Origin of the sequence: Curtobacterium sp. PhB190 (assembly GCF_004365385.1) — a bacterium.
In the GTDB taxonomy this organism is placed as follows: domain Bacteria; phylum Actinomycetota; class Actinomycetes; order Actinomycetales; family Microbacteriaceae; genus Curtobacterium.
This window is the reverse complement of the sequence record NZ_SODN01000005.1, coordinates 193,155-218,239: the sequence shown is the minus strand read 5'-3', so window position 1 is coordinate 218,239 and position 25,085 is coordinate 193,155. Positions and strand designations below refer to the sequence as shown.

The 25,085-nt window shown below is 70.9% G+C and carries 24 protein-coding genes and 1 tRNA gene; 11 read left to right on the top strand and 14 right to left on the bottom strand.

Annotated features, from left to right (window positions below):
- Position 1 precedes the first annotated feature (1 nt).
- Complete coding sequence (locus EDF47_RS10160) at positions 2-553, bottom strand: FHA domain-containing protein (protein ID WP_111083697.1); 552 nt, start codon at positions 551-553, stop codon at positions 2-4.
- Positions 550-1,230 (bottom strand): DUF3662 and FHA domain-containing protein, encoded by a 681-nt coding sequence (locus tag EDF47_RS10155; RefSeq protein WP_133938099.1) that lies wholly within the window; start codon positions 1,228-1,230, stop codon positions 550-552. The genes EDF47_RS10160 and EDF47_RS10155 overlap by 4 nt, the downstream gene beginning before the upstream one ends.
- 86 nt (positions 1,231-1,316) lie before the next feature.
- Here EDF47_RS10155 and EDF47_RS10150 point away from each other — a divergent pair.
- Positions 1,317-1,403 (top strand) — tRNA-Leu (locus tag EDF47_RS10150).
- Positions 1,404-1,489: 86 nt separating this feature from the next.
- On the opposite strand, the gene EDF47_RS10145 is transcribed toward EDF47_RS10150, so the two are convergent.
- Positions 1,490-1,969: a hypothetical protein gene (locus EDF47_RS10145; RefSeq protein WP_133938097.1), complete on the bottom strand. Its 480-nt coding sequence runs from the start codon at positions 1,967-1,969 to the stop codon at positions 1,490-1,492.
- A 58-nt stretch (positions 1,970-2,027) separates the two neighbouring features.
- Here EDF47_RS10145 and EDF47_RS10140 point away from each other — a divergent pair, with 58 nt between their 5' ends.
- On the top strand, positions 2,028-2,729 hold the full coding sequence (locus EDF47_RS10140; RefSeq protein ID WP_123292927.1) for an NUDIX domain-containing protein: 702 nt from the start codon (positions 2,028-2,030) through the stop codon (positions 2,727-2,729).
- Here EDF47_RS10140 and EDF47_RS10135 read toward each other — a convergent pair.
- Both EDF47_RS10135 and EDF47_RS10130 read right to left on the bottom strand, forming a co-directional pair.
- The gene (locus tag EDF47_RS10135; RefSeq protein ID WP_133938095.1) at positions 2,712-3,329 is read right to left on the bottom strand and encodes a TetR family transcriptional regulator; all 618 of its coding nucleotides are present in this window, start codon (positions 3,327-3,329) and stop codon (positions 2,712-2,714) included. The genes EDF47_RS10140 and EDF47_RS10135 overlap by 18 nt on opposite strands.
- A gap of 20 nt (positions 3,330-3,349) precedes the next feature.
- Complete coding sequence (locus EDF47_RS10130; RefSeq protein ID WP_131877947.1) at positions 3,350-4,885, bottom strand: PucR family transcriptional regulator; 1,536 nt, start codon at positions 4,883-4,885, stop codon at positions 3,350-3,352.
- Positions 4,886-4,977: 92 nt separating this feature from the next.
- Between EDF47_RS10130 and gabT the strand changes: the two genes are divergently transcribed.
- From gabT to EDF47_RS19820, 4 genes are read left to right on the top strand one after another with little or no spacing between them, the layout of a single operon-like run.
- Positions 4,978-6,339 (top strand): 4-aminobutyrate--2-oxoglutarate transaminase, encoded by a 1,362-nt coding sequence (gabT, locus tag EDF47_RS10125; RefSeq protein WP_133938093.1) that lies wholly within the window; start codon positions 4,978-4,980, stop codon positions 6,337-6,339.
- Entirely contained in the window at positions 6,336-7,868 is a 1,533-nt protein-coding gene (locus EDF47_RS10120) for an NAD-dependent succinate-semialdehyde dehydrogenase (RefSeq protein WP_133938091.1), read from the top strand. Before gabT ends, EDF47_RS10120 begins: the two co-directional genes overlap by 4 nt.
- Complete coding sequence (locus tag EDF47_RS10115) at positions 7,865-9,253, top strand: NAD(P)/FAD-dependent oxidoreductase (protein WP_133938089.1); 1,389 nt, start codon at positions 7,865-7,867, stop codon at positions 9,251-9,253. The genes EDF47_RS10120 and EDF47_RS10115 overlap by 4 nt, the downstream gene beginning before the upstream one ends.
- A 36-nt stretch (positions 9,254-9,289) precedes the next feature.
- Positions 9,290-9,451, top strand: a complete 162-nt coding sequence (locus tag EDF47_RS19820) for a hypothetical protein (protein WP_166673220.1) — start codon at positions 9,290-9,292, stop codon at positions 9,449-9,451.
- An 84-nt stretch (positions 9,452-9,535) separates the two neighbouring features.
- Here the strand turns inward: EDF47_RS19820 and EDF47_RS10110 are convergent, their stop codons facing one another.
- The 4 genes from EDF47_RS10110 to EDF47_RS10095 form a co-directional block, all read right to left on the bottom strand.
- Positions 9,536-10,900: an NAD-dependent succinate-semialdehyde dehydrogenase gene (locus EDF47_RS10110; RefSeq protein WP_133938088.1), complete on the bottom strand. Its 1,365-nt coding sequence runs from the start codon at positions 10,898-10,900 to the stop codon at positions 9,536-9,538.
- Between the two features lie 19 nt (positions 10,901-10,919).
- Positions 10,920-12,341 carry an APC family permease gene (locus EDF47_RS10105; RefSeq protein WP_123937135.1) on the bottom strand — a complete coding sequence of 474 codons (1,422 nt, stop codon included), beginning with the start codon at positions 12,339-12,341 and terminating at the stop codon, positions 10,920-10,922.
- Positions 12,342-12,502: 161 nt separating this feature from the next.
- Positions 12,503-13,513 (bottom strand): agmatine deiminase family protein, encoded by a 1,011-nt coding sequence (locus EDF47_RS10100; RefSeq protein WP_133938086.1) that lies wholly within the window; start codon positions 13,511-13,513, stop codon positions 12,503-12,505.
- Complete coding sequence (locus EDF47_RS10095; protein ID WP_133938084.1) at positions 13,510-14,544, bottom strand: nitrilase-related carbon-nitrogen hydrolase; 1,035 nt, start codon at positions 14,542-14,544, stop codon at positions 13,510-13,512. The genes EDF47_RS10100 and EDF47_RS10095 overlap by 4 nt, the downstream gene beginning before the upstream one ends.
- Before the next feature lie 60 nt (positions 14,545-14,604).
- Here EDF47_RS10095 and EDF47_RS10090 point away from each other — a divergent pair, with 60 nt between their 5' ends.
- Complete coding sequence (locus EDF47_RS10090; RefSeq protein ID WP_133938082.1) at positions 14,605-15,045, top strand: VOC family protein; 441 nt, start codon at positions 14,605-14,607, stop codon at positions 15,043-15,045.
- A 106-nt stretch (positions 15,046-15,151) separates the two neighbouring features.
- Positions 15,152-15,970 carry an SDR family oxidoreductase gene (locus tag EDF47_RS10085; protein WP_133938080.1) on the top strand — a complete coding sequence of 273 codons (819 nt, stop codon included), beginning with the start codon at positions 15,152-15,154 and terminating at the stop codon, positions 15,968-15,970.
- A 6-nt stretch (positions 15,971-15,976) separates the two neighbouring features.
- Here EDF47_RS10085 and EDF47_RS10080 read toward each other — a convergent pair whose 3' ends face one another.
- The gene (locus tag EDF47_RS10080) at positions 15,977-16,630 is read right to left on the bottom strand and encodes a DUF1345 domain-containing protein (RefSeq protein ID WP_133938078.1); all 654 of its coding nucleotides are present in this window, start codon (positions 16,628-16,630) and stop codon (positions 15,977-15,979) included.
- Positions 16,631-16,789: 159 nt separating this feature from the next.
- On the opposite strand from EDF47_RS10080, the gene EDF47_RS10075 reads away from it, so the two are divergent.
- Positions 16,790-17,242 (top strand): hypothetical protein, encoded by a 453-nt coding sequence (locus EDF47_RS10075; protein WP_132099251.1) that lies wholly within the window; start codon positions 16,790-16,792, stop codon positions 17,240-17,242.
- A gap of 135 nt (positions 17,243-17,377) precedes the next feature.
- Positions 17,378-18,844 carry an Abi family protein gene (locus EDF47_RS10070; RefSeq protein WP_165918697.1) on the top strand — a complete coding sequence of 489 codons (1,467 nt, stop codon included), beginning with the start codon at positions 17,378-17,380 and terminating at the stop codon, positions 18,842-18,844.
- Between the two features lie 4 nt (positions 18,845-18,848).
- On the opposite strand, the gene EDF47_RS10065 is transcribed toward EDF47_RS10070, so the two are convergent.
- From EDF47_RS10065 to EDF47_RS10050, 4 genes are read right to left on the bottom strand one after another with little or no spacing between them, the layout of a single operon-like run.
- Positions 18,849-20,186 (bottom strand): NAD(P)/FAD-dependent oxidoreductase, encoded by a 1,338-nt coding sequence (locus tag EDF47_RS10065; RefSeq protein WP_133938076.1) that lies wholly within the window; start codon positions 20,184-20,186, stop codon positions 18,849-18,851.
- Positions 20,186-21,550, bottom strand: a complete 1,365-nt coding sequence (locus EDF47_RS10060) for an FAD-dependent oxidoreductase (RefSeq protein WP_133938074.1) — start codon at positions 21,548-21,550, stop codon at positions 20,186-20,188. Before EDF47_RS10060 ends, EDF47_RS10065 begins: the two co-directional genes overlap by 1 nt.
- Before the next feature lie 2 nt (positions 21,551-21,552).
- A complete protein-coding gene (locus EDF47_RS10055) occupies positions 21,553-22,995 on the bottom strand; it encodes an aspartate aminotransferase family protein (protein WP_123292906.1) in 1,443 nt (480 codons plus the stop codon).
- Entirely contained in the window at positions 22,992-23,462 is a 471-nt protein-coding gene (locus EDF47_RS10050; protein ID WP_027466949.1) for an Lrp/AsnC family transcriptional regulator, read from the bottom strand. The genes EDF47_RS10055 and EDF47_RS10050 overlap by 4 nt, the downstream gene beginning before the upstream one ends.
- Before the next feature lie 145 nt (positions 23,463-23,607).
- Between EDF47_RS10050 and EDF47_RS10045 the strand changes: the two genes are divergently transcribed.
- Positions 23,608-25,062 (top strand): aminobutyraldehyde dehydrogenase, encoded by a 1,455-nt coding sequence (locus EDF47_RS10045; protein WP_133938072.1) that lies wholly within the window; start codon positions 23,608-23,610, stop codon positions 25,060-25,062.
- Positions 25,063-25,085 lie beyond the last annotated feature (23 nt).

The following is a 25,085-nucleotide window of genomic DNA, read 5'->3' as shown; positions in this document are numbered from 1 at the left end:
GTTACCGCCGCAGCTCGAACGTCGTCGTCCCGATCGTGATCGGCGTGCGCTCCGCGACGATCAGGGGAGCGCTCACCTTCTGACCGTTGACGAAGGTGCCGTTCGTGGACTCGAGGTCGGTGAGGAGCCAGCCGTCGGCGCGCAGGTCGAGCCGGGCGTGGTTGGTCGAGGTGTAGTCGTCGCGGATCACGACGTTGGACTCGCTGGAGCGGCCGATCGTGATCGGCCCGCCGCCGAGTGGCATCTCCATGCCCTCACGCGCGCCCTCGGTGATCACGAGGCGCACCGCTGCCGGCGAGGGCGACTGCGTCGCCGCCGTGGGTTGCCCGATGAGGTCGGTGAACGCGCCGCCCGAGGCCGCTGCCGGCGCCGCCGCTGCGGGGATCGTCGGGGTCGTCGGGCCGGAGGGAGCCGACTTGGAATCCGTGGGGATCGTGCGCACGCGCTGGCCGAAGAGATCACTGCGCAGGGCGAAGACGATCACGAAGACGAACAGCCAGAGCACCGCGAGGAACGCGAAGCGCAGGACGAGCAGGGTCAGGCCTGTGGTCATCGAGCACCTCCGTCGTTCTCCGGGATCACCCGGAACACCATACGGGTACGACCGATCTCGATGGTGGAGTCCGGCTCCACGATCGCCTGTTGGAAGTGCTGTCCGTTCAGCTTCGAGCCGTTCGTCGAGCCCAGATCCGTGGCCTGGGCGTGCTTGCCGTCCCACAGGACCTCGACGTGCTTCCGGCTCGTCCCGGTGTCCGCGACGGTGATGTCGGCGTCGCTGCCGCGGCCGATCACGGTGCGTCCGCGCTGCAGGCGGTGGCGCTGCGAGCCGATGTCGAGCACGGCGATCCAGGCGACGTCGCGCTGCACCGTGGTGGAGTCGATCTGCAGGATGCCGGTCGACAGGGTGCCGTCCTGCTGCAGCCGGATGGTGACCGGTCCGGAGAACGAGTAGTTCTGCGCGACGGCGTGCTGGTGGGCCATCTGCGTGAGTTCGTCGATGAGCGGACGACCGACGTCGTTCATGCGCGTGAAGTCCGGCGGTGCGAGGCGCACGGTGAACTCGTTCGGCACCAGGATGCGCTCTCGCGACACCACGGCGGCCTTCGTGTCGAGCTCACGGCGCAGGGCGCTGGAGATCTCGACCGGCTGCACACCGGAGCGGAAGGTCTTCGCGAACGCGCCGTTCACGGCGCGCTCCAGCCCTCGCTCGAAGTTGTCCAGCAGGCCCATGTGTCTCCAGAGTCGTCGGTCGTCAACCACTGCATGGTAGTGGTTGGCGCAGGGGGCAGTCTGTGCGTGGTAGTGTTTTGGGGCTGGCGCGAGTGGCGGAATTGGTAGACGCGCACGGTTCAGGTCCGTGTGCTGGAAACGGCGTGGGGGTTCAAGTCCCCCCTCGCGCACCAGGCGAAACAGCGAAAGGCCCCGGAGGAATCCGGGGCCTTTCGTGTTCCCCCAGGACGTACCGGGGCGGCCGTCGCCGGATGGCGGATCAGGTCCGATCGGCGTCCGTCGCGTGGTCGGGATCCGGCCAGGAGGCGCGGCTCGACCCCGACACGCCGGGTCCGGAGAACCCGTGGTCGGTTCTTCCCGCATCGCTCGGTGCGAAGAACGGGCGCGCGCTGGGCAGGAAGAGGAGGACCGCGGCGACGACCGACAGCGCGATCGTCAGGAGTCCGAGTTCGCCGCTCGTGAGGCTGAGCACCGCACGGGCCACGGCGACGACGACCAGCACGATGCGTGCAACCCGCGACCCGGCGGCCATGCGGACGACCGCCCACCCGACGAGTCCCCAGACCACGATGGCGACGAGCACCGTCAGGACCGTGCCGAGGGCGTTGCCTCCCGTGCCCGCCACGAACTGCAGGACGGTCGCCACCAGGCAGACCGCGACCCAGACCAGCCAGAGCACGAACGACACGGTGACGACCTGCGGTCGGTCCGGGCGACGGGTGAACGGTGTCCTGGTCATGGCTGCACGGTACCGGGCGGGCAGGTCGTGCGAGCAGCCGCCCCGCTAGCGTGACCAGGTGACCGATGATCGTGCAGCAGCCCCTCGTCCCGGTGTCGACGTCCCCGATGCCCGTGGGCGGACCGGACTCGACGCCGTCGGCCGTGACCTCGACCGCAATCCCGACGTCGTCGTGCGGGACGTCGAGGTCGTGTCGGACGGCTGGCACGTGCTCCGTCGCACCACGCTCGACGTCCGGCGCCGGGACGGCCGGTGGGACCGGCAGCAGCGGGAGACCTACGACCGCGGGAACGGCGCCACCGTGCTGCCGTACGACGCCGAGCGCCGCACGGTCCTGCTCACGCGGCAGTTCCGGTGGCCGGCGTACGTGAACGGGCACCCGGACGGCATGCTCATCGAGGCGGCGGCGGGGCTGCTCGACGAGGACGACCCCGAGACCGCCGTCCGCCGCGAGGCCGCCGAGGAGCTCGGCATCCGGCTGGGTGAGCTGGTGCGCGTCGGCGACGTCTTCATGAGCCCCGGTTCGGTCACCGAACGTGTCCATTTCTACGTCGGTGCGTACACACCGGCGGACCGGGTCGAGGCGGGCGGCGGGGTCGAGGACGAGGGCGAGGACATCGAGGTGCTCGAGCTGGCACTCGACGAGGCCCTCGCGATGGTCGAGGACGGCCGGATCGCCGACGGCAAGACGATCATGCTGCTGCAGTGGGTGGCACTGCGGTCAGTGGCACCGCGGCGGGTGTCACCCCGACAGGGCTGAGCCGTCCAGGCCCACCGCTCGGGCGATCGTCGTGCGGACCAGGCCCTCGCGGGTCGGGCGGTCGAGGTAGTCGACCAGGGCGTACCCGTTGGTGGCGTCGACGAGCGCGAAGAGCAGGCGTCCCACGCCGTCCGGGTCGTCGGTCCGCAGCACGCCCGCGCGCACCCCGTCGACGACGACCGTGGTCGCGAGGAGCTGCCAGTCGTCCATGACGTCCCGTGCCGCGGTCGCCAGCGCCGCGTTCGTGCGGCCGATGCTCCACGCGTCGGCCCACAGGGTGGCGACGTCGTCGCGCGCGGGATCGGCGATGCAGCCGAGCAGGGTGCGGAGGCCGGAGACGGGGTCGGGCGCAGCGCCGACGATCGCGCGGACCTCGGCGACCTCGGCTGTCGCGACGGTGCGGAACGTCTCGCCGACCAGGTCCTCCATGCTCGGGCGGTAGTGGGCGACGAGCGACGGCGCGACCCCGATCACGGCGGCGACCCCGCGGAGCGTCACCGCCGCGAGGCCCTCGGCGCGCGCCAGGTCGACGGCGGCCGCCGTGATCTGGGATCCGCGTTCGGCCGGGCTCAGGCGCCGGCGGGCCGGTGTCGACGGCATCGTCCCACCGTATCCGCGGGTCACGCGCCTTCGACGACGAACGCCGCCCACAGGTCGGCCCGGGTCGCGAAGACGGAGAGGTCGCGGTCCAGGAGTCGGCCGGCGTGCTCGACCCGGGAGCGTGCGGTGTGGCGGTGGATGCCGAGCACCTGGGCGGCGCGGTCGTACTCGCAGTTCTGCTCGAGCCAGGCGCGGACGGTGCGGGTGAGCTCGGTGCCCGCCGACCGGTCGTGTTCGAGCAGGGGAGCGAGGAACGCGCGGGCGACGGCGCCGGCGTCGACGTCCACGTGGGCCAGGTGTGCGAGGACGCCTTCCCGGGCGAGGTCGCCGAACTCGGTGGTGCCCGGTCGTCCTTCGCGCCGACGGTCCAGGGCCTGCACGGCCTCGGTGCGAGCACGGCCGAACGACCGGTAGGCGGCACCGTCCGACAGGCCGGCCCGCAGGTCGAAGCGCCCGACCAGTTCCTCGACGATCGCGGTGTCGTCGGCGCTCACGCACAGGAAGAGGGCGTCGTCGACGGCGAAGAAGAGCTGTCCGGGCCGGTCCTGCACCCACAGTTCGAGCAGGTCGACGACGGTGTCGAGGTCGTGGTCGTCGACGTCGAGGGCCGCGATCCGGACGGGTTCGGCGGGCAGGGGACCCCACACCTCGCGCGAGGTCGACTGGACCACCTCCGGATCGCCGACCGAGAGCATTGTGAGCAGGCCGGTGCGCAGGAGCCCGCGTGCCCGGGCCAGCTCACGGTTCTGCTGCAGCGCGAGTCCGGCGAGGGCGATGACGGACGTCACCACCTCACGACCGGCGCGGTCGAGCGCACCGCCGTTCGCGATCGCGAGCACGCCGCTCAGGTGGCCCCCGCTGCCGAGGGTCTGCAGCGTGAACCCGGTGTGGTGCTCGGTCGTCACCGGCAGGCTCGCCCGCTGTCCCGCGCGCAGCAGGCGCAGTGCCTCGGTCCGGAGCAGCTCGAGGTCCTGCGCGGGCACGCCGTCCGCCGGGTGCCCACGGTCCAGGCGCCCCGACACGTCGAAGAGCCCGACCCAGCCGTCGAGCTGCCCGGAGAGCTCGGCGATCGTCGCCCCGAGCCCGTCCGGGCGCATCGCCGCGAGCGAGATCGCCCGCTGTGCGGCGAGGGCCCAGGCGTTCCGGGCGTTCGCGTCGCGGGCGACCGCTTCGGCGTTCGCCTGCGCGACCGCGATGAACGAGGTCTCGTAGGGCACCTCGAACAAGGGGAGTCCGTGCTGCGAGCAGGCGGCGACGAGGGCGTCCGGGGTGCCGGCGCGGACGACCTCGGTGCCGAACCCGAGTGCGACGACGCCCCGCTCGACGAGTCGGCGGACGTAGGGGCCGGCGACGTCCTCCGGGACCTCGGCCTCGGCGCCGAACTGGGTGCCCGTGGTCAGCAGTCCCTGCCCGTCGGCCAAGAACGGTGTCGGGTCCTCGAGGTCGGAGCTGTGCAGCCACGACAGCGGGGCGTCGAGGGCGCCCGTGTCCGCGTCGGTCAGCGGGCGGAGGCGGAGATCGGCACGGTGCAACAGGGAACGCAGCGTCGCGGGCATGGGAGCACTTTATCCACCGGGGCGATCGGACCGGTGCTCGATGTACACGGTGGACAGCCGCCGTGGTCACCGCAGACTCCTACCATCGCCGCATGTCCTCCACCGCAGCACCCTCGATCAGTGCGCCCACCGGCGGCCCCTCGCTGCCCCAGGAACGACGGCTCGTCACGGCCGTCCCCGGCCCGCGATCACGCGAGCTCATGGCGCGGAAGGCCGGAGCCGTCGCGGTCGGGGTCGGGGTCGCCGTGCCGATCGCCGTCGTCGCAGCCGGTGGCGGGGTCGTCGTGGACGCGGACGACAACTCGTTCGTCGACCTGGGGTCCGGGATCGCCGTGACCAGCGTCGGCAACGCGCACCCCGCCGTCGTCGCCGCGGTCACCGAGCAGGTCGCTGCCTTCACCCACACGTGCTTCACGATCGCCGCCTACGACGGGTACGTCGCGGTCGCCGAGGCGCTCAACCGGCTGACCCCCGGTGACCACGAGAAGCGCACGGCGCTGTTCAACTCCGGCGCCGAGGCCGTCGAGAACGCCGTGAAGATCGCGCGCAAGCACACCGGTCGGCAGGCCGTCGTGGTGTTCGACCACGCGTACCACGGCCGCACGAACCTCACGATGGCGCTCACCGCGAAGAACCAGCCCTACAAGGACGGCTTCGGCCCGTTCGCGCCCGAGGTCTACCGGGTGCCGATGTCCTACCCGTTCCACGACGGCCTCTCCGGACCTGAGGCCGCGAAGCGCGCGATCAGCCAGATCGAGAAGCAGGTCGGCGCGGCGAACACCGCGGCGCTGCTCATCGAGCCGATCCAGGGGGAGGGCGGGTTCGTCGTCCCCGCGCCCGGGTTCCTCACCGCCCTGTCCGAGTGGACCACGGCGAACGGCGTCGTGCTCATCGCCGACGAGGTGCAGACCGGCTTCGCGCGCACCGGGGCGATGTTCGCGAGCGAGCACGAGGGGATCGTGCCGGACGTCGTCACGACCGCGAAGGGCATGGCCGGCGGTCTGCCCCTGTCCGCCGTGACCGGGCGCGCCGAGATCATGGACTCCGCGCACGTCGGCGGGCTCGGGGGCACCTACGGCGGCAACCCGATCGCCTGTGCCGCCGCCCTCGCCGCGATCGACGCGTTCGAGCACGACGGGCTGGTCGACCGAGCCCGCGAGATCGGGGACGTGCTGCTCGGACGACTCCGTGCCGCGCAGACGACCGACCCGCGGATCGGCGATGTCCGCGGACGCGGCGCGATGGTCGCGATGGAACTCGTGGACCGCGCGACCGGAGAACCGGACGCCGCACTGACCGGGAGGGTGGTGCGGTCCGCGTTCGAGCACGGCGTCATCGCGCTGACCGCCGGCACGTACGGCAACGTCGTCCGGTTCCTGCCCCCACTGTCGATCGATGACGCCCTGCTCCACGAGGGACTCGACGTCGTCCTGGAAGGACTCGCAACAGCATGACCACCGGCACCACCACCGCCCCGGCGGCCGACCGCACCGACGCCGAACGCGAGCTGCTCGCCCGCGTCCCCACGGGCCTCCTGGTCGACGGCGCATGGCAGCCGTCGGCCGACGGCCGGACCTTCGCCGTCGTCGACCCCGCCACCGGCGAGACGCTGCTCGACATCGCCGACGCAACCCCCGAGGACGGTGTCCGAGCGCTCGACGCCGCGGAAGCGGCCAAGACGGGCTGGGCGACCACACCGCCGCGGCACCGCGCCGAGCTGCTGCGTCGCGCGTTCGACCTGCTGCAGGAACGGCGCGAGGAGTTCGCGCTGCTCATGACGCTCGAGATGGGCAAGCCGCTCGCCGAGGCCCGCGGCGAGGTCGCGTACGGCGGGGAGTTCCTGCGCTGGTTCTCGGAGGAAGCGGTCCGGATCGGCGGCTCGTACGGCACCAACCCGGAGGGCACCGGCCGTACCACCGTCTCGCACAAGCCCGTCGGCCCCGCGTTCCTCATCACGCCGTGGAACTTCCCACTGGCGATGGCGACCCGGAAGATCGCACCGGCGCTCGCAGCCGGGTGCACGGTCGTCGTGAAGCCGGCCGAACTGACGCCGCTCACGACCCTGCTGTTCGTCGACCTGCTGCGCGAGGTCGGACTGCCCGCCGGCGTGGTCAACGTGGTGCCCACCACCCGCGCCGCCGACGTCTCCGGGCCGGTGATCGCCGACCCCCGGCTCCGGAAGCTGTCCTTCACGGGCTCGACGCCGGTCGGACGCACGCTGCTCGCCCAGGCGGCGCAGAACGTGCTCCGGACGAGCATGGAGCTCGGCGGCAACGCCCCGTTCCTGGTGTTCGCCGACGCCGACCTCGACCTGGCCGTGGAGGGCGCGCTCGCCGCCAAGTTCCGCAACACCGGGCAGGCCTGCACCGCCGCGAACCGGTTCCTGGTGCACGAGGACGTCGTCGACGAGTTCACGCGCCGGGTCACCGAACGTGTCGAGGCCATGTGCGTCGGACGCGGCACCGAGGACGGCGTCGCCATCGGACCGCTCATCGACGACCGTGCCGTCGACAAGGCGCACCGCCTGGTCACCGACGCGCTCGACCGCGGGGCGACGCTCCGCACCGGCGGGCACCCGGTCGACGGCCCCGGCACGTTCTACGCGCCCACGGTCCTGACCGACGTGCAGCCCGGCAGCGACCTGCTCCGCGACGAGATCTTCGGACCCGTCCTGGCGATCCGGACCTTCCGGACCGAGGACGAGGCCGTGGCCGCCGCCAACGACACCGAGTACGGTCTGGTCGGCTACGCGTTCACCGAGGACCCGGCCCGCGGCCAGCGCCTGATGGAGCGGCTCGAGACCGGCATGCTCGGACTCAACACCGGGGTCGTCTCGAACGCGTCGGCCCCGTTCGGCGGGGTGAAGCAGTCCGGCCTCGGCCGCGAGGGTGGCGGCGAGGGCATCGCCGAGTACCTCGAGACCATGTACACGCTGACCCCGGACCCGTTCCGGAGCACCACCACCGAAGGAGCAGCACGATGATCGAGAGCGACGTCGTCGTCATCGGAGCCGGTGTCACCGGCCTGACCGCCGCGAACCGCCTGCGCGCCGCGGGGCTCACCGTCACGGTGCTCGAGGCGCGCGACCGCGTGGGCGGCCGCACCTGGACGAACGACATCGACGGGGTCACGCTCGAGATCGGTGGCCAGTGGGTCTCGCCCGACCAGACCGCGCTGCTCGAGACCCTCGACGAACTCGGGCTCGACACCTACGACCGGTACCGCGAGGGCTCCAGCGTCTACGTCGACGCCGAGGGCACCCGCACCGAGTACACCGGCGACATCTTCCCGCTGCCCGAGGCGACGGCGAACGAGATCGAGCGACTCGTGACGGTCGTCGACGAGTACGTCGCGGCGGTCGATCCCGCGCGCCCGTGGGAGAACCCGGACGCCGCCGCACTCGACGAGGTCTCCTTCCGTGCCTGGCTGCACGCGCTCAGCCCGGACCGCGTCGCCACCGACAACGTCGAACTGTTCATCGCGGGCGCCATGCTCACGAAGCCGGCACACGCGTTCTCGGCACTGCAGGCCCTGCTGATGGCTGCCTCTGCCGGGAGCTTCACGAACCTGGTCGACGCCGACTTCATCCTGGACAAGCGCGTCGTCGGCGGCATGCAGCAGGTGTCCGAACGCCTCGCGGAGCGCCTCGGTGACGCCGTGCACCTGAAGGCGCCGGTGCGCACCCTGCGCTGGACCGACGACGGGGTCGTCGCGTTCGCCGACGGCGGCCTCGAGGTCCACGCTCGGCAGGCGCTCGTCGCCGTGCCGCCGCCCCTGTACTCGCGGATCTCGTACGAACCCCCGCTGCCCCGTCGCCAGCACCAGCTGCACCAGCACCTGTCGATGGGCTTCGTCATCAAGGTGCACGCCGTCTACGACCGGCCGTTCTGGCGCGGCGCCGGGCTCTCCGGCACCGCGTTCAGCCCGTACGAGGTCGTGCACGAGGCGTACGACAACACCGAGCACGGCTCGGAGCAGGGCACGCTCGTCGGGTTCATCTCCGACCAGCACGCGGACGACCTGTTCGCACTGTCGGCCGAGGAGCGGAAGGCCCGAGTGCTCGCGTCGCTCGCGCACTACTACGGCGACGAGGCCCTGCGCCCGGTCGTGTACTACGAGAGCGACTGGGGCACCGAGGAGTGGACCCGCGGCGCCTACGCGGCGAGCTTCGACCTCGGCGGGCTCGTCCGCTACGGCGCCGACCAGCGTGCAGCCGTCGGTCCGATCCGGTTCGCGTCGAGCGACCTGGCCGGGCAGGGGTACCAGCACGTCGACGGTGCGGTGCGGATCGGGCGCGAGGTCGCCGACGAGATCCTGGCCGTGACCCCGGTCGCAGCCGGCTCGGGCGCTGCCGCCTCGTCCGTCTGAACGGGTGCAGCGTCGACCGCGCGTAGCGTCCGGGCCATGAGCGACACGACGGCGAACGGATCCAGCGACCCCAGCGAGGCCGAAGCGCAGTACACCGAGGACCTGCCGGACGGGTCGCCCACGGGCGACGCGACGAAGGACCCCGCGCAGGACAGCGACACGGACTCCGGCGGCGAGCCCGCCGAACCGCAGCAGTAGCGGCGACCGACGAGCAGACGGGAGGCACGGTGCCAGCTGGCACCGTGCCTCCCGTCCGTCGTGGAGCCGGGTCCAGAGCGTCCGTCAGCCGATGCGGATCAGCTTCTTGTTGACGAACTCGTCGGCCCCCAGGGGGCCGAGCTCGCGGCCGAAGCCGCTCGCCTTGACGCCGCCGAACGGCAGTTCGGGGCTGTCCGCGCCGACGATGTTGACGTAGACCATGCCGGCCTCGAGCCGGTCCGCGACGCGGAGTGCCTGGTCGGCGTCGGTCGTGAACAGGTACGAGCCGAGGCCGTACGGGGTGTCGTTGGCGAGTGCGACGGCGGCGTCCTCGTCGGCGACGCGGTACACGGCGGCGACCGGGCCGAAGAACTCCTCGCGGTACGCGTCGTTGTCCGGCGTGACGTCGGTGAGGATCGTCGGCACGAAGGCGTTGCCCTGGCGGTCACCACCGGTGACGACGCTCGCACCCTGCGCGACGGCGGACGCGAGCTGCTCCTGCAGCCGGTCCGCGGCGGTCGGGGACGACAACGGGCCGAGCTCGGCACCGGGCACGGACGGGTCCGTCGGCGAGACCGCCGACATGGCCGTCGTGAACTTCGCCAGGAAGTCGTCGTACAGGTCGTCCACCACCAGGAAGCGCTTCGGGGCGTTGCAGACCTGCCCGTTGCCCTCGAGGCGGGTCGTGACGGCGGACTCGACGACCGAGTCGAGATCGTCGGTGGACAGCACGATGAAGGGGTCCGACCCACCGAGCTCGAGCACGACCTTCGTGAGGTTCCGGCCGGCGATCTCGGCGACGGCGGCACCGGCGCGGGCGGACCCGGTCAGCGAAACCCCCTGCACGCGCGGGTCGGCGATGACGTCTGCGGCCTGGTCGTTCGTCGCGAAGACGTTCGTGTACGCGCCCTCGGGGAACCCGGCGTCGTGGAAGATGCGCTCGATCGCCAGGGCCGACTCGGGGCACTGCGGTGCGTGCTTGAGCAGGACCGTGTTGCCGATGAGCAGGTTCGGACCGGCGAACCGGGCGATCTGGTAGGCGGGGAAGTTCCACGGCATGATGCCGAGCAGCACGCCGATCGACGACTTCCGGATGAAGGCGCTGCCCTCGGAGCCATCGGCCAGGGTGATCGGCTGGTCGGCGAGGAACTCCTCGGCGTGGTCGGCGTAGTAGTCGTAGATGTCGGCGCAGAAGTCCACCTCGCCCTCGGCCTGGTCGATCGGCTTCGCCATCTCGCGCACGATCGTGGCGGCGAGGTCGGCGTGACGCTCCCGGTACAGGTCCGCGACGCGGTGGAGCAGGGCCGCGCGGTCGGCGACGGTGCTGGTGCGGCCCCACTCGCCGTGGGTCTGGTGGGCGGTGGTGACGGCGGCGCGCAGCTCGTCGTCGGTGATGGTCGGGAACGTCTCGAGGGTCGTGCCCGTGGTGGGGTCGGTGACGGCGTACATGGCGTCCTCTCGTGGTGGGTCAGGCCTGGTCGGTCAGCTGCTTGTTGACGCCGGTGACCGGCTGGTTCTCGTCGAAGCTCTTCGGCAGCACCCGGAAGCCCTTCGTGATGACGAGCAGGTAGGCGAAGCCGATCGCAGCCCACACTCCTCCTGCGATCAGTGCGTCGGCGTGGAGCTGCGACCAGAGCACCCCCGTCAGGACCATCGCGAGGCCGGGCAGGACGATGTACTTCCACCGGTCACCCGCGGTGTGGCGGCGGCCCTGCCGGACGGCGAAGTGCACGATGACGCTCGCGTTGACGAAGGTGAAGGCGACGAGCGCGCCGAAGTTGATGTACGACGAGATGGTGTCGAGCGAGAAGCTCATCGCGAGCAGCGTGACCGCCCCGACGAAGACCACGTTGAACACCGGGGTGTGCGTGCGCGGGTTGACGTAGCCGAACACCCGCTTCGGCAGGACGTTGTTCCGACCCATCACCATGAGCATGCGGGCGACGCTCGCGTGCGAGGCGAGCCCCGACGCCAACGCGGCGACGAACCCGGCCGACACCAGGACCGCCTGGAACACCGGGCCACCGACGAGCAGGCCGATCTGGGGGAGCGGGTCGTCGGTGAACTCGCCGAACGGGGTGTTCGTCGGGAACCGCAGCTGCGCGAAGTACGCGGACACCAGGAAGATCGCGCCGCCGAGCAGCACCGTCAGCATGATCGCCTTCGGCATGATCCGGATCGACTTCGCCTCTTCCGTGTACATCGTCACGGCGTCGAAGCCGATGAACGAGAAGCAGACCACCGTCGCACCGGTGAGCAGGGCGGACATCGTCACGCCGTCGTGCACGAACGGCTCGGTGCTCGCGATCGTGCCGGCGCCGGCACCGTGGACGAGTTCGATGACGGTGAAGACCACGAACGCGATCATCGCCAGGATCGCGCCGATGAGCAGCACCATGTTGAGGTTCGACGTGCCACGCATCGACAGGCAGATCACCGTCGTCACGAACACCGTGTAGACGACGACCGTCACCCACGACGGCAGCGCCGGGAACACCTGCTCCAGGTAGAGCCGGATGATCAGGGCGTTCACCATCGGCAGCAGCAGGTAGTCGAGCAGGGACGCCCAGCCGACCATGAACCCGAGGTTCGGGTGCATCGACTCCCGCACGTACGTGTAGGCCGAACCGGCTGCCGGGTAGACCCGGACCATCTTCCCGTAGCTGATCGCCGTCAGGGCCATGATGACCAGCGCGATCAGGTACGCGCTCGGCACGGCGCCGTCGGTCTGCCCGGAGACGATGCCGAAGGTGTCGAACACCACCGTCGGGGTCATGTAGCCGAGGCCCAGGCCGACGATCGCCCAGAGTCCGAGGCTCCGCTTCAGGGAACCGCCGCGCGCAGGAGTTGCCGGTGCTGTCGGTGTGGGGACCGCGGTCGGTGATGCCATGTGCGTGGACTTCCCTGCTGGGTCGGGGGATGGGCAGCGCCGGAGCTGGGCTGGGCAGCGTCGCCCGGACTGGTTCGGAGCAACATACCGATGCGCGAGTGCTCGGTGGACCGGCCGCGGTGTACAGACGTCGGGCAGTTGCTGTACACCGCGGCGATGGATCAGACCGCCGGCTGTTGCTGCGTGATGCAGTGCAGGCCGCCGCCGCGCGCGAAGACCGGACGAGCGTCGATCGAACGCACCTGACGACCCGGGTACACGTCGGCGAGGATGCCGCGGGCGCGGTCGTCGGCAACGGCGTCACCGAACGCGCAGGCGATCACGGCGCCGTTCACCACCACGTGGTTGACGTAGTTCCAGTCGACCGGGCCGTCGTCGTCGGTCAGGGTCGACGGGGCCGGCAGTTCGACGATGGTCGCGTCCGTGGCCTGCTCGAGCGCCCGACGGATCTGCGGCATCACCAGGTGGTCCGGGTGGCCGGCGTCGGGCTGCGCGTGCAGCAGGACGGTGCCCGGATCGGCGAAGGTCGCGACCATGTCGACGTGGCCCCGGGTCCCGAACCCGTCGTAGTCACGGGTCAGGCCGCGGGGCAGCCAGACCACGTTCGTCGCGCCGATCGTCCGGGCGAGCTCGAGTTCGACGCGCTCGCGGTCGGCGTACGGGTTCCGTCGCGGATCGAGCTGCACGGTCTCCGTCACCAGGACCGTGCCCGTGCCGTCGACGTGGATCGCCCCGCCCTCGTTCACGAGCAGCGACGGGATCCGCCGCGCACCGGCGGCGGCCGCGACCGTGGCGGCGACCTCGGCGTCACGGGTCCACGTCGACCAGGAGTTCGCGCCCCAGCCGTTGAAGACCCAGTCCACGGCGCCGAGCTCGCCGGTCACGTCGTCGACGACGAACGTCGGCCCGATGTCGCGCATCCAGAAGTCGTCGAGGGGCGCTTCGAGCACCTCGACCGCGGTCGACAGCAGGCGACGAGCGTCGGCTCGCGCGACCGGGTCCACGACGATCGTGACGGGCTGGTGCTCGCTGATCGTGTTGGCGGTGGTCGCCCACGTCCGTCGCGCCGCCTCGGCGCTCGCCGCGTCGTCACCGAGTGTCAGGCCGGGGCGCGGGAACGCCATCCAGGTGCGTTCCTGCGGAGCAGTCTCGGGAGGCATCACCCACGTCATGCGCGCACCTCCGGTCCGGCGTCGGTCGCCGCCACCCCGATGGCCGCGTCGATCGCGTCGCGTGCGCCGTACGCGTGGCGGTCCTCGTCGACCGGGGCGACGAGCCCCGCGTAGAGGTCGGGGCGACGGGTCACGTAGAAGGGGAACAGTCGGAGCCACTCCGTCCGGGCCTCGAGGTCGAGGTCCGCCACGAGCACCGCGTCAGCGTCACGCGGAGCTTCGGCGAGCACGCGGCCGAACGGGTCCGAGATGAACGACGACCCGTAGAACGTGATGTCGCCCTCGTCGCCCCAGCGGTTCGGGACGACCATGAACTGGCCGGCGGTGATGCCGTTCGCGACGATGACCTGCCGCCAGATCGGCGCGGTGTCGAAGTCCGGGAACGTCGGCTCGGAGCCGATCGCCGTCGGGTACACCAGGACCTCGGACCCGGCGAGGCCGTAGGACCGGGCCACCTCGGGGAACCACTCGTCCCAGCAGGTCGGTAACCCGAGGCGTGCGCCGAGTCCCGCCGGCTCGTACACCGGGAAGGCGTCGTCGTCCGTGCCCGGGCGGAAGTACGTGTCCTCGTAGTAGCCGGCGCTGATCGGGATGTGGGTCTTTCGGGTCCGGCCGACCAGGGTGCCGCCGGGGGCGACGAGGACGGCGGTGTTGTAGCCGCGGGGGTCGTCGGGCTGGTCGTCGTCGGCAGGGCGCTCGTACAGGGAGGCGTGGACGAACACCCCGTGCTCGATCGCCTGTGCGCGGGCGAAGGTGACCGTCGGGCCGTCCTCGAGCGACTCGGCGAGGTCCTTCGGGACACCACTGGCCGGAGTGTCGCCGGGGTAGCGGCGCAGGGTGAGCTCGGGCAGGAACACCGCCGCGGCGCCGTTGGCCGCCGCGGTGGCGATGCCGTCGGCGAGTTGTGCTCGGTGGGCAGCGGGGTCTTCGAGCCAACGCACCTGCACGAGGGCGACGCGGGTCGAGCGGCGGGGGGTGCCGGTGTCCTGGTGCAGCGGAGACGGGTGCGGGGGAGCGATGACGACGTCCATCCCGCCATTGTTGATCGCATGGTCAACGAGCGCAAGGCCCAGGGGGAGTTGGGTGGGGTGATGAGCGAACCCCTCGTCACGCCGCTCGGCTTCTCGCACGTGCGCCTCACGGTCACGGACATCCGCCGGAGCAAGGCCTTCTACGAGCAGCTGTTCGGCATGTCGCCCGGCAGTGACTTCAGCGACCAGATCGACGACCCGACGATCCACGACGACCCGTGGCGGACCTACGGCGGGTGCTCGTTCACGTTCGGCGGGCAGACGCTCGGCCTGCGACCGGTCGCCCCCGCCGAGGACCGGTTCGATCCCGACCGAGTCGGCCTCGACCACGTGTCGTTCCGCGTCGGGTCCGTCGACGACCTGCACGCCGCCGTCGAGCGGCTGGACGCCGCCGGCATCGAGCACGGCGACGTCACCGACCTGCCGCCGTTCGGCCTGGTGATCCTGTCCGTGCAGGACCCCGACAACGTCAACCTGGAGTTCGCGGCACCGCGACCCTGAGTCGCGGTCCGCCGGTGTCCGCTTGCCGCGTCCGTCACCCGGACCTCCAGGTGCCACGGAAGCGGGGAGCGTTGCCTGATCGCGTCAGATCTCAGGAGGAGACAGCATGAGCAAGACCTGGTTCATCACCGGAGCGTCGAAGGGCTTCGGCCGCGAGTGGGCGGAAGCCGCTCTCGAACGTGGAGACTCCGTCGCCGGCACGGCCCGCGACACCGACGACGTGCAAGCACTCGTCGACCGGTACCCGGACACGTTCCTCGGACTGCAGCTCGACGTGACCGACCGTGCCGCGGACTTCGCGGCCGTGCAGCGTGCGGTGGAGCACTTCGGCTCGCTCGACGTCGTCGTGAACAACGCCGGCTACGGCCACTTCGGCATGGTCGAGGAACTCACCGAGGACGAGGTCCGCGCCCAGCTCGAGACGAACCTGTTCGGGGCGCTCTGGGTGACCCAGGCCGCGCTGCCGATCATGCGGGAGCAGGGCTCCGGGCACGTCATCCAGGTGTCGAGCATCGGCGGGATCAGCGCGTTCCCGACGGTCGGCGCCTACCACGCGTCGAAGTGGGCGCTCGAGGGGCTGTCGCAGTCCCTGTCGCAGGAGGTCGCCGGCTTCGGCATCCACGTGACGCTCATCGAGCCGGGCGGCTTCTCGACCGACTGGTCCGGACCGTCGTCGAAGAAGAGCGACGAGATCGCCGCCTACGCCGACGTCCGCGAGGCCGCGTCGAAGCGCCCGTCGGCCGCCGACCCCGGCAAGCCCGAGGCGACCCGCTCGGCGATCCTGAAGGTCGTCGACGCCGAGCAGCCGCCCCTGCGCGTCTTCTTCGGCAAGGCACCGCTCGGCATCGCCGAGAAGGACTACGCGTCCCGCCTGGCGACCTGGCGCGAGTGGCAGCCGGTGTCGGAGGAGGCACACGGCTCCTGAGCGACCTCAGCTGATGATGTTGACCGCGCGCGAGATGACCAGGGCCAGCAGGATGAACCCGCCGAGTGCCTGGTAGGCCATGATCATCTTCGCGCGCACGGTCATCGGCATGGTGTCGGTCGGGCTGAACGCCACCATGTTCGTCATCGCGACGTAGAGGTAGTCCAGGTACACCGGTCGCCACGCGGCGGTCTTCGGGTCGGTCTCCTGCGGGAACTGGAAGTCGGCCTCGGCACTCGTCCACAGCTCGGGACGACGACGAGCCACCGGCCCGCCCCGGTCGAGCTCCCAGTACACGAGCCCGAACGCGATGATCGTGCTCACCCACACCTGCAGGGCGGTGAGCAGCACGGCACCGCCGTCGGCCTGGCCACCGAGGAGCACCTCGATCGTCCGGACCACGGTCAGCTGGTTCGCGACGGTGAGCAGGATCGCCAACGAGAAGGACACCCACCGCGACCAGGTCGTCTCGCGGGTCAGTCGCCGCGGGTTGAAGACGACGAGCGGGATCAGCAGCAGGACGCCGAGCACCGGGACCACCCACGACGGGAAGAACAGCACCTCGCTCGGCAGGAACAGGCCGAGCCCGAGGTTCACCAGGACGGCGATCGCCACCGGTGCGCGGTGTTCGTGGCGGTGGCGGGTCCTGGTCGGGGTCACGGTGTGAGTGTCGCGCACCGGCTTCGCGCGGAGGTGACCCGTGGCGGCGCGTCGGTCCGTCGTGTCCACCGCGCGACGGACGCGGGGTCGCCCCGGAGGTGCACGACGGCGCACCGAGCGGCGGACGACACCGGATCGCCACCGGTCGAGGCTGGAGCCATGACCGAACGCATCCACCGCCCCGTCCGTCTCGTGGCAGCCGCCGTCCTCGCCGGGGGCCTGGCCCTCACCGCGACCGGCTGCTCCTTCATCCAGCAGCAGACCGGCGACGCCTGGGCGGTCACGTACCAGGTGCAGGTCGACGGGTCGGCCGGGTCGGAACTGACCGACGTCCGCGTCGAGGGCGCCGAGAAGCGCGGCGACGCCCCGGAGGTGCACCGACTCGGCACGCAGGAAACGGGCACCCAGAAGACGGGCACGCAGGAGGCGGGCACCTGGGAGCACGAGTCGATCGTCCTCGCCGAGCAGCGCGCCTCGGTCCGGGCGGCCCCGGCGCGGGGCGCGACGGCGACCTGCCGGATCCTGCTCGACGGCAAGCGCGAGATCGCCACGGAGACCGCTGCCGCGGGTGAGCCCGTGACGTGCTCGGTCGACACCCCCGCGTTCGACTGAAGGGTTCCCACCGCGGTGCAGCACGACGTCGCCTGAGGGGGTGACATTGGCGGGCCGTCGGGGTATCGTTGCGGCATCACGACTGGCCGTCATTCCCGACAAGGGGAGGCGGCCAGTTTTCTTTACGATGACGGTGTGACGAGCACCTACGCGAAGCCGTTCCTGTCCGTCGAGGACCAGCTGGAGCTCATCGAGCGACGCGGTCTTCAGATCGGAGACAAGACGACCGCGCTCAACGCCCTGGCGTCGATCGGGTACTACCGACTCTCCGGCTACTGGTATCCCTTTCGCGTTCCTGCAAGCGCGGAGGGTGAGGCGCGCCCGTCCGACTTCGTTGCAGGCTCGAGTCTGGCCGACGTCATCGCGAGCTATCGGTTCGATGAAGCGCTGCGAGCCGCGGTTCTCCTCGCGCTGTCACGGGTCGAGGTCGCTCTCCGATTTCGGATCGGGCACCTCCTGGGACGAACGGGACCGTTCACCCATACCGATCCGTCAGCGTTGAGTTCAGATTGGACTCGATCGAGGAATCGCAGTTGCAGCGGGCCGAACTGTACGAGCGCCTGCGATCACATTGAAAGCGACCACCAGTCGTGGCTTCGGAAGCAGGCTCGCGCCGAGGAGCTGTCGAACGAGACTTTCATGCCGCACTTCGAGGCTACCTACGGGAGACCGTTGCCGGTTTGGGCGGCAACGGAGGTCATGTCCTTCGGCACGCTCAACAGGCTGTTCGGCGGTATGAGCCAGCGGCACCGACAACAGATCGCAATCGACTTCGACCTGTACCTCCCCGACGGCAACGGGGACGCAGCTGCCCTGAGCAACTGGCTCGAGCACCTGCGACAGGTCCGCAACACCGCGGCGCACCATGCCCGGTTGTGGAACCGGAACCTGACCGCTCCCCTCGCCGTGCCTGAGGGCGCTCCTGAGCTGGCTCACCTCCGAGAGCAGGCAGACGAGATCAGCGGGACGACGCCGGTCTCGCGTCCGTCGAGCCGTGTCTACGGCACACTCGTCGTCCTCGCGTACTTCCTCGTGCGCATCGACGGCTCGAACGAGACACGCGATGGGCTCCGTGACCTGATCGAGTCGTTCGCCGGTGACAGCGCCGAGAAGTTGCGTGGAATGGGATTCCCGCAGGGGTGGGAAGCCGAACGAGTGTGGCAGCCCGACTACGCGAGAGACCGCGTCCTCCTCGAGCGGGCAGAAGCTCTGCGAGGGATCGACTTGCTGTACCCAGTCGATGCGGCAGCTCGGCTCTGGCACAAGGAGTCTCAATCGAAGCAGCGGAGCCGGCTCGGCTACTACCGGAAGCAGGGTGCCGTACTCGCAGTGCCGGGCGCGCAGGCGCACCGGTACCCCGCATTCCAGTTCAACGACGAGACTGGTGACCTCTTCCCCGTCGTCATCAACGCCAACCGCCGCCTGTTGCAGGGTGGCGACGGGACAGAGCAGCAGCGGTGGGATGCCCTGCAGTGGTGGAACGTGCAGCAGGCTGTGCTCGGCTCCGACTCCCCACGCCGTGCGCTGGAAGCCGGGTCGTTGACGAACGCGCTGCTCGACTCGTTGCTGCCCCCGCTGCCGGAGACTGACCTCCTCGGCTGACAGATCAGCCCCTGACGGGCGTCGCGAGCACGAGCGGCTCGACCTCGGAGCCGAGCAACCGCCCGGCCGCCCGCAGTCCGGACAGCAGCGCGCCGTGCACGGTCGCCGGGTCGTCGCCCCACGTGGCCTCGCCGGCGAGTTGCACCCGGCCGGACGGCGCCCCGAGCAGGTCGTGGTCGTCCGGTGACGCCCCGACGTGCAGGTACGAGTACGAGCCGCGTGCGAACGGGTCGTCGGCCCACCGGGTGATGCGGAACGCCTCGGGTTCGGGGACCGACGGGCCGAACATCCGCCGCAGGCCGCCGACGCCCTCTTCGACGATCATGGCGTCCGGCAGGGTCTCGAGGCGCCGGGCCCCTGTCCCGCCGACCAGTGCGGCCAGTACCGGCGCTCCGGTGACGCGGGACATGTCGTACCAGGAGTGCCAGTCGACACCGGCCGACCCCTGCTGGCGGACCACCCACGACTCGCCCCAGAACCGCTCCGGGAACCGCAGGAACACCTTGTCGTAGACGCCCATCCCGAGTCGGCCCATCGCACCGGTGACCGTCTCGGCGAGCGGTGGGTCGAACGTCACGTCGCCGGCCTGCAGCACCCCGAGCGGGACGGTCACGACGACGTCGTCCGCCGTGACCGACGAACCGTCGGCGAGTCCGACCACGACACCCGTCGCGGACTGCGTCACCGACCGCACGACCGCGGACAGCCGGACGTCGAGCCCCTCGGCCAGGGCGGCGGCGTACTGCGCGTAGCCGCCGGGGAACACCACCTCGTCGCCGGGGACGTGTTCCTCTTCGAGGCCGCGGGCGTCGAGGACGGTCACGGGTGCGCCGCAGAGGTCCTCGGAGCGGTGCGCCATGTACTCGCGGACCCGCGCGGCCCGGTCGCCCTGCCACTGCAGGGACCGCAGCACGGTGTCGACGGCGGCCGCGTACGTCGAGGGCGGTGGAGCGTGTGCGACGACGGTGTCCAGGGCGGCGTCGACGGTGTGCAGGTCCGCGACGAACGCGGAGGCCGAGGCCTCGGACAGCGGCGCGCCGGAGGGGCCGTGCCACGCGATCGGCCGGCCGTCGAACTGGAAGCTCCCGACGGTGAACTCGACGGTCTCGATGCCGAACCGGGGAGCCAGGGCCCAGAGCGGGTTGCCGTCGACACCGTGGATCCACGAGGCGCCGAGGTCGACGGGCACGCCGAGCGCGGTGTCGGTCCAGGTGCGGCCGCCGATCCGGTCGCGGGCCTCGAGCACGACGACCCGCTGGCCGTCGAGTACGAGCGCCCGGGCAGTGGCGAGCCCGGCGACCCCGGCTCCCACGACGACGACGTCGGCATCGAGTGCAGCCATCAGTGGCCTCCTGTCAGGGGTGCCATCAGCCGCGCCGCCAGGCTCGGCCGTCCGGTCAGGGCTTCTTCGCGGTCGGCCAGGTCGGTCGCCACGAGTCCGGCGTTCGCCCCGAGGAACCGGAGCGGCTCGGGCTCCCAGTCGGGCGAGCGGTGGTTCACCCACGGCAGCGCGGTGAGCGGTGACGCGACCCCGCGCACGAGGTCGGCGAGCGTCCGCCCGGCCAGGTTCGTCGTGGAGAGTCCGTCACCGACGTAGCCGCCAGCGGTGCCGACGTGCCCGTCCCAGGTGACGGACGCGCACCAGTCGCGCGGCACCCCGAGCGGGCCGCCCCACGTGTGGGTGATCGGGGCGTCGGTGACGGCGGGGAACAACTCCGCCAGGGACTTCCGCAGGTGCTCGAAGACGCGTGGCACTCGGTCGTAGCCGGGGGTGATCGCGGACCCCCAGTGGTAGCGGGCTCCGCGTCCGCCGAACGCCAGTCGGTCGTCTGCCGTGCGCTGCCCGTACACGAGCAGGTGCCGGTAGTCGGAGAACGTCTGCCCGTGCTCCAGGCCGATGCGGTCCCACACCGCCGCGGGCAGCGGCGCCGTCGCGATCATGAGCGAGTAGAGCGGCAGGATCCGCCGCTTCGTCTGTTCGAGCTGTGCGCCGTACCCCTCGACCGCGATGACGACCGCGCCGGCCGTGACGGTCCCACGCGACGTGACCACACGCCCGTGGTCCCACGACGAGGCGGGCGTGTGCTCCGCGATCCGGACGCCCCGGGCCTCCAGGGCGGCCGCCAGGCCACGCACCAGTGCTGCGGGCTGCACCCGCGCGCAGTCCGGGGTCCACGCGACCCCCGCCGATCCGGCGGCGTCGCCGGGCCGAGCCGGGCGCCAGGTCATGTCGTCGCCCCACTCGGCCGACGAGGCGACCTCGTCGTGCGCCGCGCGTTCCTGCACGGCGGAGCGCGCGTAGAGGACGGTGCCGCCCTTCACGTAGTCGCAGTCGACCTCGGCTTCGGACGCTGCCCGCCCGACCTCGTCGACGGTGTCGCGCATCGCTGCGCGCAGCGCGAGTGCGGCGTCACGGCCGTGCTCGCGCGCGACGGACTCCGCGGAGCGCGGGAACAAGGCCGAGCACCAGCCCCCGTTGCGACCGGAGGCGCCGAACCCGGCGATCTCGCGTTCCAGGACGACGATCTGGAGGCCCGGGTCGGCCTGGTGCAGGTACCAGGCGGTCCAGAGACCCGTCAGTCCACCGCCGACGATCGCGACGTCCGCGGTCGTGTCGCCGTCGAGCGGCGGCCGGGGCGCCAGGTCGTCGCGTCCGGTGGACGCGAGCTGGTCGAGCCAGAACGAGACGCCCCGGTAGCCGCTCACGGTCAGATCTTCGACGAGGCCTCGGACAGGACGCTCCGCAGGATCGAGGTGATCTCGCGGAACTCCGGCTGCCCGATGGTCAACGGCGGAGCGAGCTGCACGACCGGGTCGCCGCGGTCGTCCGCCCGGCAGTACAGCCCGGCGTCGAACAGCGCCTTCGACAGGAACCCGCGCAGCAGCCGCTCGGACTCGTCGTCGTCGAAGGTCGTCTTGGTGGCCTTGTCCTTGACGAGCTCGATGCCGTAGAAGTAGCCGTCACCGCGGACGTCCCCGACGATCGGCAGGTCCTTCAGGGTGTCGAGCTCGGCCTTGAACAGCGGGGCGTTCTGCCGCACGTTCGCGAGCAGGCCCTCTTCCTCGAAGATGTCGAGGTTCTCCATCGCGACGGCGGCCGACACCGGGTGCCCGCCGAACGTGTACCCGTGGTAGAAGGTCGTGTCGCCCTTGGAGAACGGCTCGAAGAGCTTGTCGCTGATGATGGTCGCGCCGATGGGGGAGTAGCCCGAGGTCATCGCCTTCGCGCACGTGATCATGTCCGGCACGAAGTCGTAGGTGTCGCACGCGAACATGGTCCCGATGCGGCCGAAGGCGCAGATCACCTCGTCGGAGACGAGCAGGACGTCGTACTCGTCGCAGATCTCGCGCACCCGCTGGAAGTACCCGGGCGGCGGGGTGAAGCAGCCGCCGGAGTTCTGCACCGGTTCCAGGAACACCGCCGCGACGGTGTCGGGGCCCTCGAACTCGATCATCTCGCGGATGCGCTCGGCCGCCCAGAAGCCGAACTGCTCCTCGGTGCCGCCCGGGAAGCCCATCTCCTCGGCGCGGTAGTAGTTCGTGTTCGGCACCCGGAAGCCACCGGGCGTCAGGGGCTCGAACATCTGCTTCATCGCCGGGATGCCGGTGATCGCCAGGGCACCCTGCGGGGTGCCGTGGTAGGCGACCGCGCGCGAGATGACCTTGTGCTTCATGGGCTTGCCCTGGAGCTTCCAGTAGTACTTCGCGAGCTTGAAGGCGGTCTCCACCGCTTCGCCGCCGCCCGTCGAGTAGAAGACCTTGTTGAGGTCACCGGGGGCGTGCTCGGCCAGGCGGTCGGCGAGCTCGATGGCCGCCGGGTGCGCGTAGGACCAGATCGGGAAGAAGCTCAGCGTCTCCGCCTGCTTCGCAGCCATCTCGGCCAGGCGCTTCCGACCGTGGCCGGCGGCGACGACGAACAGGCCGGAGAGCCCGTCGATGTAGCCCTTGCCGTGGCTGTCGTAGACGTGGTGGCCCTCGCCGCGCACCATGATCGGCACGTCGGCACCGGCCTGGTTCGCACCGTGTCGGGCGAAGTGCATCCACAGGTGGTCCCGGGACTTCCGCTGCAGGTCGGCGTCGTCGACCGGGGCGAACGGGTCGTAGGAGTGGAGCCGCGTGGGCTGTCCGGTCGTCTGGTCTGAGATGGTCATCGCGTTCCCCAGTCGTAGAGCTGTTTGCGGAGTTGCAGGTAGACGAAGGTCTCGGTGCCGGCGACGCCCGGGATGGCCCGGATCGTGCCGTTGAGCAGTTCGATCAGGTCGTCGTCGTCCTCGCAGACGACCTCGACCATCAGGTCGAAGCTGCCGGCGGTCATGACGAGGTAGTCGACCGCCGGCAGCTGTTCGAGGGCATCGGCGACTGTTCGGGTGTCGCCGCTGACCCGGATGCCGATCATCGCCTGCCGGTGGAAGCCGAGCTGCATCGGGTCGGTGACTGCGACGATCTGCATGACGCCGGTCTCGGTGAGCTTCTGGACTCGTTGCCGGACCGCCGCCTCGCTGAGACCGACGGCCTTGCCGATCTCGCCGTACGGACGGCGGCCGTCCGCCTGGAGTTGTTCGATGATCCGCTTCGAGGTGTCGTCGATCGGTCCCGGACGTCGTGGTGCTGCCGCCATGCCGGACAGCATGGCAGCGAGGCCCGGAGCGCGCAAGGGATTCCGTTGTGAACACCGTGTTTCGCGACGATTTCCGTTGTTACGGTTCTCCACAACCTCCGAATCCGTCTTCCGCGCCGCCGGAATCCGTGTCAGGATCACCGCCATGCTGGACACGACGGAAACGGTGACCACGACGCACGAGGTGCGCAACTTCGTCGGTGGGTCGTTCGTCGAGTCGGGCGCGGACACCCGGTTCGACCTGGTCGACCCCACCACCGAGCAGGTCTACGGCACGTCCCCCGTGTCCACGGCCGCCGACGTCGACGCCGCGTTCACGAGCGCGAGCACCGCCTTCGCGACCTGGCGACGCACGACCCCCGGCGAACGGCAGCTCGCGCTGTTCCGGATCGCGGACGCCATGGAGCAGCGGGCATCGGAGTTCGCCGACCTCGAGTCCCTCGACACCGGCAAGCCCCGGGCCACCCTGGTCGAGGACGAGATCCTGCTGTCCGTCGACCAGATCCGCTTCTTCGCCGGAGCCGCCCGCAACCTCGAGGGCCGCAGCGCCGGCGAGTACATGGCCGACCACACCTCGTTCGTCCGGCGCGAGCCCATCGGCGTCGTCGCCCAGGTCACCCCGTGGAACTACCCGCTCAACATGGCGGTGTGGAAGTTCGCCCCGGCGCTCGCCGCGGGGAACACCACCGTGCTCAAGCCGAGCGACACCACTCCGCTCTCCACCCTGCTGCTCGCCGAGGTCGCCGCCGAGTTCCTGCCGCCCGGCGTGCTCAACGTCGTCGTCGGCGACCGCACCACCGGCGCCGCGATGATCGACCACCCCACCCCGCAGCTCGTGTCCATCACCGGGTCCGTCCGCGCCGGCATGGAGGTCGCCCGCGCCGCCGCCGGCGACCTGAAGCGCACCCACCTCGAGCTCGGCGGCAAGGCCCCGGTGATCGTGTTCGACGACGCCGACATCCCGTCCGCCGTCGCCGGCATCGTCGCCGCGGGGTTCTTCAACGCCGGGCAGGACTGCACCGCCGCCACCCGGGTGCTCGTGCAGGACGGCATCCACGACGAGTTCGTGGCGGCGCTCGCCGCCTCGGCACGTGCGACCGCGACCACCGGCGCCGACACGGCCACGCCGTACTTCGGCCCGGTGAACAACGCGAACCAGCTCGCCCAGGTCCGGTCCTTCGTCGACACCCTCCCCGACCACGCCACGATCGAGCTCGGCGGCGGGCGGCAGGGCGACGTCGGCTACTTCCACCAGGCCACGATCGTGTCCGGCCTGCGCCAGACCGACCGCATCGTGCAGCAAGAGGTCTTCGGCCCCGTGCAGACCGTGCAGCGCTTCACGACCGAGGACGACGCACTGCGCGCCGCGAACGACGTCGAGTACGGGCTCGCGAGCTCGGTGTGGACGACCGACCACTCGCGGGCGATGCGCTTCGCCCGTGACCTGGACTTCGGGTGTGTGTGGATCAACACCCACATCCCGATCGTCGCCGAGATGCCGCACGGCGGGTTCAAGCACTCCGGCTACGGCAAGGACCTGTCCCAGTACGGGTTCGACGACTACACCCGCATCAAGCACGTCATGTCCTACATCGGCTGACCCCGATCCTTCCGAAGCAGCAG